Here is a 16,670-nt window from a genome sequence, read left to right as displayed (position 1 = left end):
CATGTACTCTGCCGAGCGGTCGATCCCCCTGACCTGATCGGGGTCCGCGTGCTGCAAGATCGCCTGGGTGAGCGCGCCCGTGCCGCACCCGACATCCAGCCACTTTTTGCCCGGCGGCACGGCCAGCCACGCCAGAAACCTGAGCGCAACCAGACGGCTCCACCGCCCGACATACGGCTCGTAGGCGGCTCCGCTGGCCCATACTTCCTCGTGTGAAGGGTGATCGTCGTTCATTGCGTCGCGTCTCCACCTCTGTGTGCAGTGCCGGGCCGGATGGGTTGGAGGGACGTTCAAATGGGGCGCGGACTCACGCCTGACCGTCGTCGGACCGAGAGCTGCCGAGTGAAGACCACATGCCAAAGCCCGACCGCCGCCGCCGCCGGGGGGCGAAATTGACCTTGTAGCGTCTGGCGGATGCGTCGCCCAACGCGAGCAGCCATCCGTGCGCGACGAGATCGGCCAGGATCGCGGCGAGGGCATCCGTCCAGCCGAGCGTTTCGGCCAATGCCTGCGACGTGATGCCGGTCGCGGCGGCGTTGGCGTCCCGCAGCACCGCCAGCATCACCTGACGCTGGGCGGTGGGCAGCGACGCGATATCCATCATGCTGATTCCGCCCGGATCGGGGTCCCCGCCCCGGCGATCAGTCAGCCGGTCGTACAGGCCTGACATGCCGTCTCCTGACTCATGTGCCGCGCGTACGGTACTGGGCGTTCACGGTTCGCTTACTCAGGCTGCGCCACGCAACGTGATCGCTGGTAGTACTTTAGTCGTGGGTAGGGGCTGATTCAGGTCGCATGGTTAGAAAATTCATCCTGTTGGGGCGGGAAATGCCCGGTTCACGGGACAGGTTGGGCGTCGGGGTGCAGCACACGATCCGTGATCTGGCGCAGCATATCGGACCAGGGGTGATCGGGATAGAGCGCGCAAAACACGTTGCTGCTGGCGTTGGCGGCGACGTCTTCCGATAGGGGCAGCACGCCCGCCACCGGCACATCGTAGGCCGCTTCGACCTGGGCTTTGATCTTGCCGAAGTCGTAACGCGCGAGCACCTTGTTGACGATCATGTGCATGCGCGGCACGTCCAGCTTGCGCGCCACATCGACCGTGACCGCCGTGCCCTGGAAGTCCTGCTGGTCGGGGCGCAGGATGATCGCGACCGCGTTCGAGACGGCGATGGAGAGCAGAGTCTCTTCGTTGAGGCCGGGGTGGGTGTCGATCAACAGGTAGTCGAGGCGCAGTTTATCCAGCAGCGTGTGGAAGCCTTCGTTCAGCAGGCCGACGTCGTAGCCTTCGCGCAGCACGCGCGCGATCTCCCCGGTGCGGATGCTGGACGGGATCAGCCACATGCGCAGCGGCTTCAGGAAGGCGCGCCCCGGCTGGTCCGCGACCGTTTCGTGGATCGGATAGGCGGTGTCTTCGATGGGCGCTTTGCCCCATAGATAATCGTTGAGCGCCTTGTCGAGCATCGTTTCGTCGAAGCCAAACAGCACGTGCGCGCCGGGCGACTGGATGTCCGTATCGACGATGCCCACACGGTAGCCCTGCATGGCGGCAGCCGTCGCCATGTTCGCGGCCAGATTCGATTTGCCGGTCCCGCCGCGAAACGAATGCACAGCAATGATGTCGCCCATAGTGACAGCCTTTCCGTTCGGGTGCGGTTCACGCGCGCTATTATAGGGCAACTGCGCGGATTTCCGCACGTCCGGCCTGAGCCGACTCGCCGTTGACTTTTGAGCCTGGAATCGGTATGATCTCCGCACGTCAGACCAGATAGAGACAGCGGAAAGCATGATCCACGAACGGTGGATTGCTGGTAGGTTGCTCGGACTGGGTCCTGCGCGGCAGGGCATCCGAACCGTGTCAGGGCCGGAAGGCAGCAGCACTAAGGATTTCCCCCTGGGTGCCGCAGGAGTGCCTGGTTCGAGCAACGTGCTCGCAATTCGCCGTTTTTGTTTGGCCCGCGCCGGGGAGCCACGCGCATGACCGATGATACGCGGCCTTCGCGGTTGTTCCGGCGGCACGACCGCCGTGTGTGGGTCGGTGCGCTGGTGCTGCTGGTGGTGCTGGCGATCGGCGGGACGGCCCTGGCCTACCGCCTGACGCACGACGCCGTGACGATCGACGTCGGCGGGCAGACGTGGCAGGTGTACACGCGGGCCGCGACGGTGCAGGAAGTGCTCGACGCGGAAAATGTGCTGGTGGAGCCGGGCGATCAGGTCGAGCCGGGCCTGCCCGAACCGCTCGCGGACGGCATGACCGTGCGCGTGCTGAAGGCGCACCCCGTCACCGTGACGGTAGACGGCGAGGCGCAAACGATCCGCACCATGCTGACGGCCCCGGCGGATATCCTCGCGGAGCAGGGCGTCGCGCTCGGCCCGCATGACGTGATCAGCGTCGATGGCACGGGGGTTCCGGCGCCGGATCTGGCGGCGGGGACGTGGGACACACCGCCGCAGGCGCTCGCCGTGGCGCGCGGGTACGAAATCACCGTGCGCGATAACGGCCAGACGCAAACGCTGGACACCACCGCGCAGACGGTCGCGGAGGCGCTGGCCCCGCTGAACCTGGACCTGTACGTGGGCGACCGCGTGATCCCCGCGCTGGATGCGGCAGTCTCGGACGGCATGATCGTGGAGATCGAGCGCTCATTCCCGGTGACGCTGGATGCCGACGGGCGGCGCTACGCGACGCGCGTCGTGGGCACGACGATCGGCGACGCGCTGGCCCTGATCGGCGTTGCGCCGGGTGGCAGCGATTACACGATCCCGCCGCTGGACACGCAGCCGGAACCGGGCATGACGATCCAACTCGTGCGGGTCACCACCGCGCTCGTTACCGAAGACGAAGCCCTGCCCACCGCCGCGCTCTATTTGCCGGTCCCGTGGCTTCCGGCGGGCGAGCAGCGCACGGTGCTCGACGGGCGCGACGGGGTGGTTTCCGTCACGGCGCGGGTGAGCTACGAGAACGGCGAGGCGGTCAGCCGCGAGGTCCAGTCCCGGCAGATCGTACAGCCGCCTATCCCGGCCCTAATCGCGGTTGGAACCGGTCCGGCGCAGTAACGCGTCCACCCGCCCGGCACGACAGTCCTTTCACCCATTTAACCCGAAGACGGATCATGAACGATAGAGAACGCCTCGAACGGCACGCCATTTTCCCGAAAAAAAGCCTGGGACAGAACTTCCTGCACGATCCCAACACGCTGGAAAAGATCGTCGCGGTGGCGGAGCTGACGCCCGATACGACCGTGCTCGAAGTGGGGCCCGGCACGGGGAACCTCACGCGCTATCTGGCCCAGGAAGCGGGCCGCGTGATCGCGGTGGAGCTGGACGACCGGCTCGTGCCGCTGCTTCAGCAGGAGTTCGCCGGGCAGCCGCACGTCGAGGTGCTGCACGGGGATATTCTGGAGATCAATCTGCGCGATCTGGTTGGCGATGCGCCGTATACCGTCGTGGCGAACCTGCCCTACTACATTACCAGCGCGATTTTGCGCCGCCTGCTCGAACAGGGTCCGCGCCCGGCGCGCATGGTGCTCACCGTGCAGCGCGAAGTGGCGGAACGGCTCGCTGCCGCGCCCGGCGACCTGAGCCTGCTGGCGGTCAGCGTGCAGTTTTACGGCCAGCCGCAAATCGTCACGAAGCTCAATCCGGCGGCGTTCTGGCCCCGGCCCGACGTCGAATCGGCGGTGGTGCGCATCGACGTGTATCCCACGCCGATCGTGGAGGTGCCGAGCGAGCAGGCGTTTTTCCGCGTGGTCCGGGCGGGATTCAGCCAGAAGCGCAAGCAGCTTCGCAACGCGATCAGCAGCGGCCTGAGCGTGAACAAAGCCCGCGCCGACGAGCTGCTGCTCGGGTCGGGCATCGATCCCAGCCGCCGCGCCGAAACACTCACGCTGGAGGAATGGGCCGCGCTCACGCGGGCCTTCAACGCGGGGTGAGTCGCAATCTTGCCCTGTTCTCTACGATCACGACCTCAATATCAGCCCTGAATCTGGTTCTTCAATTGGATGACGGCGTAGCGACGAGATGACCCTCGGCGAAGGCGTCGAACGAGACCGTGTTCGCGCCCTGCGGGATCACGCTGATCGTCAGTGACATGGGCTGGTTCGGCTCCAGTACGTAGTTATCCGCCAGGGTGACCTGCCGGAAGCCGGTGACATGCCCGCTGCGATCGAGCAGGGTCACGGTGAGGGTGAGTTTTTCGACGGGCTGGCCGCTGTGGTTCGAGACGGAGACGGTTACCTTAAACTGCTGTTCGTTGAACACGACCGCGACCTGCTTCAGTTCCAGGTCCGCATAGCGGTATTCGGCATCGATGGCGACTTCGGCAGCGTCGATGGCGGCGGTGGCGCTGTCGTATCCGGCGGGCACGCTGTCGAAGATGACGCGGTAGGGGCCGAGCGACCCGGCAGGCAGCAGACTGCGGGACAGCAGCGCGGATTGGTCCGCGAGGGGGAGGCCGTCATGCGAGAGCAGCGTGACGCTGACCATGACGTTTTCCAGCGGCGCTTCGAGCGTGTTGTAAACCTGTCCCAGGCAGATCAGGCTGCCCAGCGGCGTCTCGTAGCACGACGGCGGCCCGGCGCGCAGGTAGAAGGCGTAGGGGGAGGCGGTAGGCGTGGCGATGTCTACCGGCACGAGGGGCGTGGTCGTGTGGACCGACCAGGGGGTAGGCGTGAGGAGTAACGGCAGCGTATAGCCAAACAGCGGGAGTGTAGGATTGCGGGTCGGGGCCGGTGGGTTACTTGTACCCCAGACCGGGCCGCAGCCTGCTACCAACACTCCCACCCAGATCCACAACAAACGCCAGCGCTGCCGGTGCATGGGAGGAGTGAAAATCCCTCATTATCCAAAAAAGCCGCCTCGATATCCCACATTATAGCCGATGAATGGCGGCTGAACAGCGAGTAAATTGGGCTATTTCCCTACACTCGCTTAAGCAAGTATAATAAAAAGCTCAAGGTAAAATAAGCGCGACGCCGTTAAGAGATCTGCATGTCTGCCACAGATTCTCCGTAAAGCCGCACGGCACGACAGTTTAATCCAACGCTTAACCTTCAAATTCTTTGACGCCCAAAGTAAGTATGGTACAATGCCCCCAAGCGGCGGCACGACCTTATGCCGCGCTCACGGTTTATGTAGTGTATGATGCTAAGCGTGTCTGAAGACCCTCCTGAACGTTCCCCATTCATAGTTCGTATTCCAACACCCCTTCACTGCGGTGGTACAGATTTGTGTACCCACGGCGGTTTCAACGCGCCTACCGTCGATGATCCGCGTGCGCGCGATGTTTACCTATCCAAAGGATTAACCTGTGGACAGTAGCTTAACCGGACTTCTGGTACTGGTCGGGTTCGTGGCGCTTCACGCCGTGTTTAAGGTCGCGTACGCCTCCCTGATCAACGCACACAAGGCCCGGCTGAAGGATCTGGCCGAAGAAGGCGACCGGCGTGCGGGCCGCGCGCTGGCTCTGGCGAACGATGCCACGCGCGTATTGGCGTCGCAGCAGGTGGTCAGTTTGCTGATTCACTTTGCGATCGCGCTGGTGGCGGTGGCGGTGTTGATTCCGCCCCTGCGCGACGGCCTGGTGAGCGACGATCTCAGCCCGACGCTGGCCGACGCGCTGGCCTATGGCGGCGTGCTGCTGGTCGTGGCGATGGTGACGCTGGTGTTCGGGGAGATGATCCCGGTCAATATCGCGCTGGGACACGCCGATTCCCTGGCGATCTGGTCGGCGGGCCTGATCAGCGCGCTGCTGGCCATCTTCGCGCCGCTGACCCGCGCCGCGCAGTGGCTCAGCAACCAACTTGCCGCGCCGCTGACCGGCCTGTCGAGCGCGTCACTCGTGACCGAAGAAGAGATCAAGATGATGGTCGATGCCGGGTCCGAAGGCGGCGCGATTGAATTCGACGAGAAAGAGATGATCTACTCCATCTTCCAGTTCGGGGATACGCTGGTGCGCGAGGTGATGGTCCCGCGTATCGACCTCGTCGCGATGGACCTTTCGACGCCGCTGCCGAAAGCGCTCACCACCATCGTCGAGGCGGGGCATTCGCGCATCCCGGTCTATGAAGACAACATCGACCACATTCGCGGCCTGCTCTACGCCAAAGACCTGCTGGTGATGTGGCAGAACCAGGATTACGACCGTCCGCTGCGCGATATTCTGCGCCCGGCATATTTCGTGCCGGAGACGAAAAAGGCCGGGGATCTGCTCACCGAGCTTCAGCAGCGCAAGATTCATCTGGCGGTGGTCGTGGACGAATACGGCGGCACGGCGGGGCTGGTCACGCTCGAAGACCTGATCGAAGAGATCGTGGGCGAGATCCGTGACGAGTACGACGTGAACGAGGAAGAAGTCTGGCAAAAGATCAGCGACGACGAATATATCTTCGACGCCGGGATCGACCTGGACGACCTCAACCGCCTGCTGGACGTGGAACTGCCTACCGACGAAAGCGATACGCTGGGCGGCTATATCTTCAGCCGTCTCGGTAAAGTGCCCGTCATCGGGGAACAGATCGAAGCGGAAGAGGATCTGCGCATGGAAGTGCTGACGGTGGACGATCGGCGCATCCGTAAGATCCGCGTGCAGCGCATCCCCTCCGAAGAAGAAATGGAAGACGTCCGGGAAGAACCCGCCGCCTCCCCTGATTGAAGAGCAGGCGCCTTGCGGCGTCAGAATTTACTGAGGTTACTATGACCGAGCCTCGCCAGATCCCACTTGCGGCGGCGCAGTATCCCGTCGAGGAAATGCAGCAGCGCGCGGCGGATTTTTACGCGGAGATGGCCCGCCGCCGCACGGTGCGCATGTTCTCGGACCGGGCCGTCCCGCGCGATATCATCGAGCACTGTGTGCGCACGGCGGGCACGGCTCCCAGCGGCGCGAACTTGCAGCCGTGGTCGTTCGTCGTCGTGCAGGACGCGGCGATCAAACGCCAGATCCGCGAGGCGGCGGAAGCCGAGGAACACGAATTTTACACGCGCCGCGCGACGCCGGAGTGGCTCGACGCGCTGGCGGCCATCGGCACGGACGAGCACAAGCCGTTTCTGGAAACCGCGCCGTATCTGATCGCCATCTTCGTGCAGCGTTACGGCCTGCTGCCGGATGGCGGCCAGCAGAAGCACTATTACGCGCACGAATCGGTGGGCATCGCCACCGGGCTGCTGATCGCGGCGCTGCATCACGCCGGGCTGGCGACGCTGACGCATACGCCCAGCCCGATGGAGTTCCTCAACACGATCCTGCACCGGCCCGATAACGAGCGTCCGTTCCTGCTGCTGGTGACGGGCTATCCCGCCGAGGACGCCGCCGTGCCCGATATTCAGCGGAAGCCGCTGGACCAGATCGCGACGTTTATCTAAAGCGTGTTTAAGGGAAAAACAGACCGTCACGCTTTTCGTAGGGGCGATGCTTGTATCGCCCGTTGAGAGAAAAACGGGTAGAGCAAGCTCTACCCCTACGATGACCGGATTGGCGCTTTGATTTGTCGTCAGGGAAACGGTCCCGTTTGCCCCGTTAGCTTAATGCCTGTGGGTTTCTAACCCGCCCCTACAGAACCCCATCGTGCGTTGTCTGCCTCCCTTGCTAGCCTGGGTTGGAGAAGGGCCGGGGGTGAGGTTTCTACGAAAACCGGATTCATTCGTTAAACCGCACCAACACATGCCCAAAACGCTGCCATGTGAATCCCTATTTGTTTAAGGCGATTTTACCCGGCAGCGCCGCTCAATCGACGGCGAAAACGGCCCTTTTGGGGTATAATTATCCATTCCTCAACTGCACGAATCGACCGTCTAATTGAGAGCGGATCGCTATGACTTCCAGCTTTTCCCCCCTGACCGATGAGCAGCGCCGCGCGTTGGTCGACGCCGCTGCCGAGGCGCGCGAGAACGCCTACGCGCCGTATTCAAAATTCACCGTTGGCGCAGCGATTTTGACCGGGTCCGGCGCGATCTTCACCGGCTGCAATGTCGAGAGCGCCTCCTACGGCGCGACCGTCTGCGGCGAGCGTACGGCGGGCGTGAAAGCCGTCAGCGAGGGCGAGCGCCGTTTCGACGCGGTGGCCGTTGTGACCAGCAACGCCGCGACGCCGTGCGGCATCTGCCGCCAGTTCCTATACGAATTCGGCCCGGACATGTGGGTGATTGCCGCCGATCCGCAGGGCAAGGTGAGCTACGAAGGCCCGATCAAGGATCTGCTGCCGCACGGATTTGGCCCCGCAGAGCTGGCCGAGGGCGTGGAGGCTGCGGAATAGGGGTGGCGACCCGCGAGCGTGTCTTCCGCACGGAGGCGATCGTCTTGCGGCGGCAGGACTTCGGAGAAGCCGACCGCCTGCTGACCCTGCTCACGCCCCGTCACGGCAAGCTGCGCGCGATCGCCAAAGGCGCGCGTAAAGCCGCCGCGCGCAAGACCGGCCACGTCGAACTGTACGCGCGGGTGGACATGCTCATTTCACGCGGGCGCGAGCTGCACATCGTCGCGCAGGCGGAGATGAAAGAGCCGTTCCTGGCGCTGCGCGAAGACCTCGTCCGCACAACCTATGCCAGCCACTTCGTCGAGCTTCTGGACCGCTTCACCGCCGAACAGGACGCCAGCCGCGCCGAGTTCGATCTGCTGAATAACGCGCTGGGCTGGCTGTGCGAGGACATCGATCCGCGCCTCGTCGCGCGTTATTACGAGCTGGCCCTGCTGGGGATGGCGGGCTTCGCGCCCGCGCTGCATCACTGCGCCGTGGGCCAGGAAGATCTGACTGCGCAAGATCAGTACTTTAGTGCGATGGACGGCGGCGTGATCTGCCCCGACCATTACGGGGGCAACCGGGCCGTGCCGATCACGCTCAACGCGCTCAAGACGCTGCGCTACATGCAAAAGCAGCCCTGGGACGCGATCAAGGTGCTGCGGCTTGGCCCTGAGCTGCACCGCGAGCTGGAGCAGCACCTGCTCGGTTACATCACCACGATTTTGGAACAGCGCTTGCAGAGCGTGGATTTTCTGCGACGGCTGCGACGCGAGGAGCTTTGATGCGCTAACGGCCCATAGGAGGGCGACATGCTGCGCCGTGTGTTCGTGATCGTTGTGCTGCTGGTTGGCTTGCTCCCCTTCGCGCCCGGTGCAGACGCTCAGCGCCCCGACGCCCCCCGTTATGGCGAGCGCGGCCCGTATCCGGTCGGCACGCAGGAAGTCACCGTGCCGCAGCCGGGCCGCGAGCTTCAAGCGACGATCTGGTATCCTGCACTTAATCCCGCTAACGAAGACCAACAAGTCGAATACCGGTACGGCCTGCTGCTGCTGGACGGCAAAGCCCTGCGCGACGCGGCGCCCGACGCGGCCAACGGCCCCTACCCGCTGATCGTGTTTTCGCACGGCAGCGGCGGTTTCCGTCTGCAAAGCGTGTACCTGATGGAGCATCTCGCCTCGTACGGCTTCGTGGTGATCTCGGCGGAGCACCCCGGCAATACGCTGGCTGATTCGCTGCTGGGGCACGACGAAGTGTCTGGCATCGTGGAAAATTACGCGTACCGCCCGTTCGACGTGCTGGCCGAGATCGACTACATGGCAGGCGCGGAAAGCCCGCTGCCGGGCGTGGTCGATGCGCAGAACGTCGCGGTGATGGGGCATTCGTTTGGCGGGCATACCGCCCTGGCCGCGGCGGGCGCGCAGATGGACTTCGGCGCGCTGCAAAACTGGTGCGCCGATCCCACCTATTCCACCGTTGCGCCGAGCAGCCCCGAACCGGACGCCATGCGGCCCCGCCAGCGCGTCGCCGTGAAGGAGCTGGTGTGCTTCTTGCAGGGCCGGGACGCGGAGATCGCGTCGCTGCGCGGCCTCGACGGGACGCCGGACGGCCTCTGGCCGCCCACGACCGATCCGCGCATCAAAGCGGTGGTTGCGCTCGCGCCGTGGAACGCGCCGATCCTCGGCGCGGCGGGCTTGGCAAAAGTGACGATCCCATCCATGATTATGGTCGGCTCGGCGGACAGCACGACCTATCCGCCCCGCGACGCCTATACGGCCTTCACCGATGTCTCCAGCGCCGAAAAACATCTCGTGGTGTTCGAGAACGCCGAACACCTGCTGTTTGCCAATGCCTGCACCCCGATGATGGAGCGGTCGTATTTTGACTCCTGCTCCGACGCGGTGTGGGATATGGACCGCGCGCACGACCTGATCGACCACATGGCGGCGGCTTTTCTGCTGGCGACGTTTTACGACGACGCGGACGCCGCGGCAGCGCTCCAGCCGGACGCGGTCGATTTCACGGGGGTCGTGTACCTCACCGGCGAGGCCGGTTAAGCTGTTCGACCGCTCGACGCCACTCGTTCTGAATAGTGAGGCAAGGAGGCAGGTATGGCCGCACCTGATATCCAGACCGGATTTGCCCCGATCAACGGCGCGCGGATCTATTACGAAGTCGCGGGCGAGGGCCAGCCGTTCGTGATGATCCATGCGGGCGTGGCCGATCGCCGCCAGTGGAACAATGAGTTCGCGCATTTCGCCCGGCGCTGCCGCGTCGTGCGCTACGACCAGCGCGGCTTTGGACTCAGCGAGCCGGTAGAAGGGGAGTACCGCCACCTGTCGGATCTGGTCGCGCTGCTCGATACGCTCGGCGTGGACGAACCCGCCGTGCTGATGGGCTGCTCGATGGGCGGCGGGCTGGCGATGGACTTCGCCCTGACGTATCCGGCCCGCACGAAGGCGCTGATCATGGTCGATTCGGGGCCGGGCGGGCTGGACCTCGACGTGCCGATGTCGCCCCTGTTTGACGAGGCCGAAGTGGCATATGAGGCGGGCGACCTGGACCGGACCGCCGAGCTTGAGGTGCAGATCTGGTTTGACGGCAGGGACCGCACGCCCGATCAGGTCGATCCGGCCATGCGCCAACTGGCCTACGACATGAATCGCATCGCGCTCAGCCACGAGGCGAAAGAGCTGGGCGAGCAGCGGCCCAACATGGACACGCCCGCTTGGGAGCGCCTGGGCGAGCTGACCGTCTCGGTGCTGGTCATCGTGGGCACGCACGACGAGCCGTATTCGCTGGCCGCCGCCGACTACATGGTCAAACATATTCCGTCCGCCCGGAAGGTCGTCATCGACGATGCGGCGCATTTGCCCAATCTGGACCATTCGGCAGTGTTTCGGCAGATCGTGACGTCGTTTCTGAATGCCTTGGACGGGTAATTTGCCCGGCTTTACGGAGGGACGATCCATGCCGCTGGTTCAAATTGACACCGCCCGCCTGACCCTGCGCCCGTTTTTGCCGGACGACGCGGAACCGTACTATCAGGCCGTGTTCAGCGATCCGGACGTGATGCGCTACCTGCCCGGCGGAAAGCCGCTGCCGATGGAGCGCGTCTTGATGATGCACGAGCGGGTGCGGGCGCATTGGGCTTCGCACGGCTTCGGGCTGTGGGCCGTCACGCTGCGCGAGGATCACACACTGATCGGGCACTGCGGCATTCAGCGTTTGCCGGACGTGCCGGATGTCGAGCTGGCGTACGCCATCGCCAAGCCCTATTGGGGCCGGGGACTCGTCACGGAGGCGGCGCGGGCCAGCCTGCGCTTCGGCTTCGAGCGCATCGGGCTTGAGCGGATCATGGCGCTGGCCGTGCCGGAAAATACCGCATCGCGCCGGGTGATGGAAAAGGTTGGCATGACCTATACGGGAATGGCAGCCTATTATGGGACCGAGCTGGCGTGTTACGTGCTCAGCCGCAGCGAGTATCAGGCGGCTGCCGCGCCGTATACCTTGACCGTTTTGCTAGAAGAAAATAAGTTGAAACCGTAAGGGAGCAGTGGGATGACCAAGCCGCCGCTGTATATTCGCACGCCTGTTTATGAGAATCCGGGCATCAACACCCGGCTCAACCGGCGCATCTTCCTGAAAATGGAATGCTACCAGCCGACCGGCTCGTTCAAGGCGCGCGGGATCGGGACACTGTGCCAGCGGGCCGTCGAGGCCGGGCAGACGGCGCTCGTGTCGTCGTCGGGCGGGAACGCGGGCTATTCTGCCGCGTACGCCGGGCGCGTGCTGGGCGTGCCGGTGACGGTCGTCGTGCCCGAATCAACCGGAACGACCGCCCGCCAGCGCATCGAGAGCGAAGGTGCGGAGGTGATCGTGCACGGCGCGGCCTGGGACGACGCGGACGCCCTGGCGCGGAAGCTGGTCGAGGAGCGCGGCGCGGCGTACATCCACCCGTTCGACAACCAGGCTATCTGGGACGGGCACGCCACCATGATCGATGAGGCGGCGGACCAGTGCTCCAGGCCGGACGTAGTGATCGTGGCGGTGGGCGGCGGCGGGCTGCTGTGCGGCACGCTGGAGGGCATGCACCGCAACGGCTGGGAAGATGTGCCCGTCATCGCGGTGGAGACGCGCGGCGCGGCCTCGTTCGCGGCGTCGATCGCGTCCGGCACGCTGGAAACGCTGCCTGCGATCACGTCGATCGCCAGCACGCTCGGCGCGAAGACCGTCACGCCGAAGGCGCTCGAATGGGCGGGGCGGCACCTGATCACGCCGGTGGTGGTCAGCGACGCCAGCGCAGTGGATGCCTGTTTGCAGTTTGCGGATGATCTGCGCGTGGTGGTCGAACCGGCCTGCGGCGCGGCGCTTTCGCTGCTCTACGACAATGCGGCGTTACTGCGTGGGGCGAAAAATGTGCTGGTGATCGTGTGCGGCGGCGCGGGCGTTACCCACCCGCAGTTGGTTTCTTACGCGCAGCTTCTGCGCAACGGGAACGGCCTTCGGCGCGACCGTCACGAACTCGTGAGCGGCGCGGGGGCCAATTCCGTCACCCAAACCGTGAAGCTGCCGTCGAGCTGATCGAACGGCATGCCGAGCACCGTTTCGGTCGCGTCGTCGAGCGACGTGCCCTGGGCCATACTCATGACCCATTCGTTGCGCGCGTCTGCGCCGAAAGTCTCGGTTACGTAGTCCACAAACGCCTCGCCCTGCGGGTAGACAAAGGCCCACAGGATCACGGGCGTGGTTTCCCAGTTCGCGATCTCGTCCCAGGGGACCAGCGTGCCCTGCGCGACGAGATCGCGCACGAATTTCAGGTGGCTGTCGTCGGGGTTGTTGGTGTACCCGGCGGCGACCTGCTCCGCGAGTCCTTCCTCAAGCCACCACGGCATCGCGCCGTGCGCCTGCCCGGCCATCTCGAAGCTGATCTTGTGCGTGAGCTCGTGCGCCAGCACATAGTCGATGCGCTCCGGCGTGAGCGTGGCCGTGTCGCCCACCAGCTTGAGCGCTTCGCCCGGCTCGTTCCACCCGGCGATCAGCGGCAGGCTGAGTTCGACCGTCGCCACGAGCGACCATCCGTCGCCGTAGAGCTTGATTTCGGTCGTGCCGTCGGGCGTGAAGTCCAGCGCGTCCGTGGCGTAATCCCAGATCGCCGGGAACGACTCGGCGGTCAGCGCGGCGGCGTCTTCCAGGCCGGGCACGGCCAGCACCAAAAAGTCTTCGCCTTCGGTGGCGGTCCACTGCTCGCCCGCGTAGCGCCACGGGCCGTCTTCCCCGTGCGTGAAGGTCACCGGAAACTGCGCCTGATGCGCCTGCGGATCGTCCTCGACCGACCAGCGCATCATCAGCTCGGCGGTGGCCGTGTCGTCGATCACGACGAGCCGGTCCGCGTTGAGCGCGAACTCGTCCACGGGGTGATCTTCCGCCCAGTCATCGATCCAGCGGGTGTGCTCCAGCGTGAAAACGGGATCGGACCAATCCACGAGCGCGGTGTACGCCTCCCGATCCCCGGCCAGCACCGCGGCCTGCATCTGCTCGACCACGGCTTCAACGGCGTCGGCGTCGCTGCCTGCCGCTTCGGTCTGCGTGAATGAAAACAGCGCCATCGCCAGCAGCGCCATCATCAGCAGCGTGATCATGATCCAGATCGAGATAAAACGGGAGCGCGAGTGTTCCATGAATGGGGCCTCGTTTTTTGTTTTGCGCGGTCTATGAAGGTTATACGGTTTTTGGCGTTGATTCGTTCCCGCAGTGGGCCTTTTTTCCTAGTTTTTTAGTAGTCGGGACGCGGTTCACCTCACCCCCAGCCCCTATCCAATCAAGTTGGAGAGGGGAGACAAGCACGATCACACGAGCCATTGGGGGGAGGCCGGGCGAAGCAAGGTCTGCTCTGCACCGGAGCGGAACCGGAGGGACGTGTTTTGCTCCCGGCCAAGCGCTAATCGCTAACGGCTAACCGCTCGCGCCTGTGTTATAATGCCCCGCGTTCTGTCCAACGCAGCACCACACGAACCATCCGAGGTCAATACCCATGCCCAAACCGCTCTCTTTCCAAGACGTGATCATGACGCTGCACCAGTTCTGGGCGGACCAGGGCTGCGTGATGTGGCAGCCGTACAACGTGCAGGTCGGCGCCGGGACCGGTAACCCGGCCACGCTTCTGGCCGTGCTGGGGCCGGAACCGTGGCGCGTCGGCTACATCGAGCCGTCCGTGCGCCCCGACGACGGGCGTTACGGCGAAAACCCGAACCGCATGCAGCTTCATTACCAGTATCAGGTGATTCTGAAGCCCGATCCCGGCAATCCGCAGGAACTCTATCTGGCGAGCCTGGAAGCGCTGGGCATCGACCCGCGCGAGCACGACATCCGCTTTGTCGAAGACAACTGGGAATCGCCCGCGCTCGGCGCGTGGGGTCTGGGCTGGGAAGTCTGGCTCGACGGCCAGGAGATCACCCAATTCACCTATTTCCAGCAGGCGGGCGGCCTGACGCTCGACCCCGTGAGCGTCGAGATCACCTACGGCCTGGAACGCATCGTGCTGGCCCTGCAGGGCAAAAACGCGGTGTGGGGCATCGACTGGAACGACCATATTACTTACGGCGACATCCGCTTGCAGAGCGAGATCGAGCACTGCAAGTATTACTTCGAAGTGGCCGACGTGGAGGGCCTGCGCCAGACCTACGACATTTACCAGCGCGAGCACGAGCGCGCGTTGGCCGCCGGGCTGATCGTGCCCGCGTACGACTACGTGCTGAAGTGCAGTCACCTGTTTAACGTGCTGGACACGCGCGGCGCGATCGGCGTGACGGAGCGCGCGTACTACTTCCGGCGCATGCGCGACATGACGCGCAACATCGCCGCCGCGTATGCCGACCAGCGCCAGCAGCTCGAATACCCCTGGATGGGCAAGTTCCCCGAAGATACGACCGCCGAGAACAGCCTGCGGCTGCGCTCGATCTCGTTCGACCAGACCGGCCCCGCCGACCTGCTGCTGGAAATCGGGACGGAAGAACTGCCCGCGCACGACCTGACCGACGCGCTGGAACAACTCAACAAGCTGGCCCCCGCGCTGCTGGACGATCTGCGCCTGGAGTACGAACACGTCGACGTGTTTGGCACGCCGCGCCGCCTCGTGATCCACGCGAAAGGGGTCGCGCCGCGCCAGCGCGATCAGGAAAGTTTGGTCAAGGGACCGCCCGCCAGCCGCGCCTTCGACGCGCTGGGCGAGCCGACCAAAGCCGCCGAGGGCTTCGCGCGCAGCAAGGGCGTGGCGATTTCCGACCTGGAAAAGCGCGAGATCGACGGCGGCGAATACGTCGTCGCGCTGGTGCGTGAGGAAGGCCGTCCCGCGCCGGAAGTGCTCACCGAGGCGCTGCCCGGATTGATCGCGTCGATCAAGTTCGGCAAGTCGATGCGCTGGAATTCGAGCGGAATCGGCTTCTCGCGCCCGCTGCGCTGGATCGTCGCGTTGTTGGGCGAGCAGGTGCTGCCCTTCAGCTACGCGCACGTGCCCAGCGGCGCGGTGACGCGCGGTCTCCGCCCCTACGACTCGCCCGATCTGCCGGTAAAGAGCGTCTCGGCGTACTTCGAAGCGATGGAAGCGCAGGGCGTGGTGCTCGACCCGGCGGCGCGTAAGGCCGAAATTCAGGCGCAGGCGCGCACGCTGGCGGAAGAAGTCGGCGGCACGATCCCCGACGATCCCGCGCTGCTGGACGAAGTGACCAACCTCGTCGAGCGCCCGACCGGGCTGCGCGGCGAGTTCGAGGAAAAATACCTGACGCTGCCGCGCGAAGTGCTGATCGACGTGATGCGCAAGCACCAGCGCTACTTCCCGGTGCAGGACGCGCAGGGCCAGCTCATGCCGTACTTCATCGCCATCCGCAACGGCGACGACGAGCACCTGGACAAGGTGATCGACGGCAACGAGCACGTCATCCGCGCGCGCTTCGCGGACGCGGTGTACTTCTACAACACCGACATCCAGAAGCCGCTCGCGGACTTCCTGCCGCGCCTGGGCACGCTCACGTTCCAGGAAAAGCTCGGCTCGATGCTGGATAAAAACACGCGCGTCACCGAGCTGGTCAACGACATCGGCGACCTGCTCGGCCTGAGCACCGAAGACATGGCCGCAGCCTACCGCGCGGCGCAGCTTGCTAAGGCCGACCTCGCCACGCAGATGGTGGTCGAAATGACCTCGCTGCAGGGCGTGATGGGCCGTTACTACGCACTGCAAGGCGGCGAGCCGGAAGAAGTCGCCGCGGCGATCTACGAGCACTGGCTGCCGCGCGGCGCGGGCGATATCCTGCCGCAGAGCAAGCCGGGCATCGTGCTGGCGCTCACCGACCGGCTGGACAGCCTCGTCGGGCTGTTCGCCGCCGGACTCGCGCCTACGGCCAGCGCGGACCCGTTCGCGCTGCGGCGCGCGGCGCTGGG

16 protein-coding genes and 1 other RNA gene are annotated in these 16,670 nt (G+C 64.7%); 12 read left to right on the top strand and 5 right to left on the bottom strand.

What is annotated here, in order from left to right; translation table 11 throughout:
- From V7116_RS20375 to V7116_RS20365, 3 genes are all read right to left on the bottom strand, one after another.
- Window positions 1–234 (bottom strand): class I SAM-dependent methyltransferase (locus V7116_RS20375; RefSeq protein ID WP_324393814.1); only part of this gene is annotated, 234 nt, incomplete at its 3' end.
- Between the two features lie 73 nt (window positions 235–307).
- Window positions 308–670, bottom strand: a complete 363-nt coding sequence (locus tag V7116_RS20370) for a hypothetical protein (protein ID WP_324393813.1) — start codon at window positions 668–670, stop codon at window positions 308–310.
- 167 nt (window positions 671–837) lie between these two features.
- The gene (locus V7116_RS20365) at window positions 838–1,632 is read right to left on the bottom strand and encodes a MinD/ParA family ATP-binding protein (protein ID WP_324393812.1); all 795 of its coding nucleotides are present in this window, start codon (window positions 1,630–1,632) and stop codon (window positions 838–840) included.
- Window positions 1,633–1,826: 194 nt separating this feature from the next.
- Here V7116_RS20365 and ffs point away from each other — a divergent pair.
- The 3 genes from ffs (at window position 1,827) to rsmA (ending at window position 3,935) form a co-directional block, all read left to right on the top strand.
- Window positions 1,827–1,925: signal recognition particle sRNA small type (gene ffs / locus V7116_RS20360), an RNA gene on the top strand.
- A 55-nt stretch (window positions 1,926–1,980) separates the two neighbouring features.
- Window positions 1,981–3,060, top strand: a complete 1,080-nt coding sequence (locus V7116_RS20355) for a ubiquitin-like domain-containing protein (RefSeq protein WP_324393811.1) — start codon at window positions 1,981–1,983, stop codon at window positions 3,058–3,060.
- 56 nt (window positions 3,061–3,116) lie between these two features.
- The gene (rsmA, locus tag V7116_RS20350) at window positions 3,117–3,935 is read left to right on the top strand and encodes a 16S rRNA (adenine(1518)-N(6)/adenine(1519)-N(6))-dimethyltransferase RsmA (RefSeq protein ID WP_324393810.1); all 819 of its coding nucleotides are present in this window, start codon (window positions 3,117–3,119) and stop codon (window positions 3,933–3,935) included.
- Between the two features lie 61 nt (window positions 3,936–3,996).
- Here rsmA and V7116_RS20345 read toward each other — a convergent pair whose 3' ends face one another.
- On the bottom strand, window positions 3,997–4,821 hold the full coding sequence (locus tag V7116_RS20345) for a hypothetical protein (RefSeq protein WP_324393809.1): 825 nt from the start codon (window positions 4,819–4,821) through the stop codon (window positions 3,997–3,999).
- Window positions 4,822–5,311: 490 nt separating this feature from the next.
- Here V7116_RS20345 and V7116_RS20340 point away from each other — a divergent pair, with 490 nt between their 5' ends.
- From V7116_RS20340 to V7116_RS20305, 8 genes are all read left to right on the top strand, one after another.
- Complete coding sequence (locus V7116_RS20340; protein ID WP_324393808.1) at window positions 5,312–6,655, top strand: hemolysin family protein; 1,344 nt, start codon at window positions 5,312–5,314, stop codon at window positions 6,653–6,655.
- A gap of 41 nt (window positions 6,656–6,696) precedes the next feature.
- The gene (locus V7116_RS20335; RefSeq protein WP_324393807.1) at window positions 6,697–7,362 is read left to right on the top strand and encodes a nitroreductase family protein; all 666 of its coding nucleotides are present in this window, start codon (window positions 6,697–6,699) and stop codon (window positions 7,360–7,362) included.
- Between the two features lie 449 nt (window positions 7,363–7,811).
- Window positions 7,812–8,252, top strand: coding sequence for a cytidine deaminase (locus tag V7116_RS20330; protein ID WP_324393806.1), 441 nt, complete (start codon window positions 7,812–7,814; stop codon window positions 8,250–8,252).
- Between the two features lie 2 nt (window positions 8,253–8,254).
- Window positions 8,255–9,019 (top strand): DNA repair protein RecO, encoded by a 765-nt coding sequence (recO, locus tag V7116_RS20325; RefSeq protein WP_324393805.1) that lies wholly within the window; start codon window positions 8,255–8,257, stop codon window positions 9,017–9,019.
- Window positions 9,020–9,046: 27 nt separating this feature from the next.
- Window positions 9,047–10,291 (top strand): alpha/beta hydrolase family protein, encoded by a 1,245-nt coding sequence (locus V7116_RS20320; protein ID WP_324393804.1) that lies wholly within the window; start codon window positions 9,047–9,049, stop codon window positions 10,289–10,291.
- 54 nt (window positions 10,292–10,345) lie between these two features.
- Complete coding sequence (locus tag V7116_RS20315) at window positions 10,346–11,176, top strand: alpha/beta fold hydrolase (RefSeq protein ID WP_324393803.1); 831 nt, start codon at window positions 10,346–10,348, stop codon at window positions 11,174–11,176.
- Window positions 11,177–11,204: 28 nt separating this feature from the next.
- The gene (locus V7116_RS20310; protein ID WP_324393802.1) at window positions 11,205–11,783 is read left to right on the top strand and encodes a GNAT family N-acetyltransferase; all 579 of its coding nucleotides are present in this window, start codon (window positions 11,205–11,207) and stop codon (window positions 11,781–11,783) included.
- 12 nt (window positions 11,784–11,795) lie between these two features.
- Window positions 11,796–12,818 (top strand): pyridoxal-phosphate dependent enzyme, encoded by a 1,023-nt coding sequence (locus tag V7116_RS20305; RefSeq protein WP_324393801.1) that lies wholly within the window; start codon window positions 11,796–11,798, stop codon window positions 12,816–12,818.
- On the opposite strand, the gene V7116_RS20300 is transcribed toward V7116_RS20305, so the two are convergent.
- A complete protein-coding gene (locus tag V7116_RS20300; RefSeq protein WP_324393800.1) occupies window positions 12,752–13,915 on the bottom strand; it encodes a peptidase MA family metallohydrolase in 1,164 nt (387 codons plus the stop codon). The two genes, V7116_RS20305 and V7116_RS20300, sit on opposite strands and share 67 nt — an antisense overlap.
- Before the next feature lie 353 nt (window positions 13,916–14,268).
- Here V7116_RS20300 and glyS point away from each other — a divergent pair.
- Window positions 14,269–16,670 (top strand): glycine--tRNA ligase subunit beta (glyS, locus tag V7116_RS20295; RefSeq protein WP_324393799.1); only part of this gene is annotated, 2,402 nt, incomplete at its 3' end.

It is taken from the genome of Aggregatilinea sp. (assembly GCF_036822615.1).
Lineage (GTDB): Bacteria > Chloroflexota > Anaerolineae > Aggregatilineales > Aggregatilineaceae > Aggregatilinea.
This window is presented reverse-complemented; position numbering and strand designations above follow the sequence as displayed.

Excerpts from the sequence above, each read along its gene's own strand:
- V7116_RS20370 (WP_324393813.1), bottom strand. The coding sequence starts at position 670 with ATGTCAGGCCTGTACGACCGGCTGACTGATCGCCGGGGCGGGGACCCC.
- V7116_RS20365 (WP_324393812.1), bottom strand. The coding sequence starts at position 1,632 with ATGGGCGACATCATTGCTGTGCATTCGTTTCGCGGCGGGACCGGCAAA.
- V7116_RS20355 (WP_324393811.1), top strand. The coding sequence starts at position 1,981 with ATGACCGATGATACGCGGCCTTCGCGGTTGTTCCGGCGGCACGACCGC.
- rsmA (WP_324393810.1), top strand. The coding sequence starts at position 3,117 with ATGAACGATAGAGAACGCCTCGAACGGCACGCCATTTTCCCGAAAAAA.
- V7116_RS20345 (WP_324393809.1), bottom strand. The coding sequence starts at position 4,821 with ATGCACCGGCAGCGCTGGCGTTTGTTGTGGATCTGGGTGGGAGTGTTG.
- V7116_RS20335 (WP_324393807.1), top strand. The coding sequence starts at position 6,697 with ATGACCGAGCCTCGCCAGATCCCACTTGCGGCGGCGCAGTATCCCGTC.
- V7116_RS20330 (WP_324393806.1), top strand. The coding sequence starts at position 7,812 with ATGACTTCCAGCTTTTCCCCCCTGACCGATGAGCAGCGCCGCGCGTTG.
- V7116_RS20320 (WP_324393804.1), top strand. The coding sequence starts at position 9,047 with ATGCTGCGCCGTGTGTTCGTGATCGTTGTGCTGCTGGTTGGCTTGCTC.
- V7116_RS20315 (WP_324393803.1), top strand. The coding sequence starts at position 10,346 with ATGGCCGCACCTGATATCCAGACCGGATTTGCCCCGATCAACGGCGCG.
- V7116_RS20310 (WP_324393802.1), top strand. The coding sequence starts at position 11,205 with ATGCCGCTGGTTCAAATTGACACCGCCCGCCTGACCCTGCGCCCGTTT.
- V7116_RS20305 (WP_324393801.1), top strand. The coding sequence starts at position 11,796 with ATGACCAAGCCGCCGCTGTATATTCGCACGCCTGTTTATGAGAATCCG.
- V7116_RS20300 (WP_324393800.1), bottom strand. The coding sequence starts at position 13,915 with ATGGAACACTCGCGCTCCCGTTTTATCTCGATCTGGATCATGATCACG.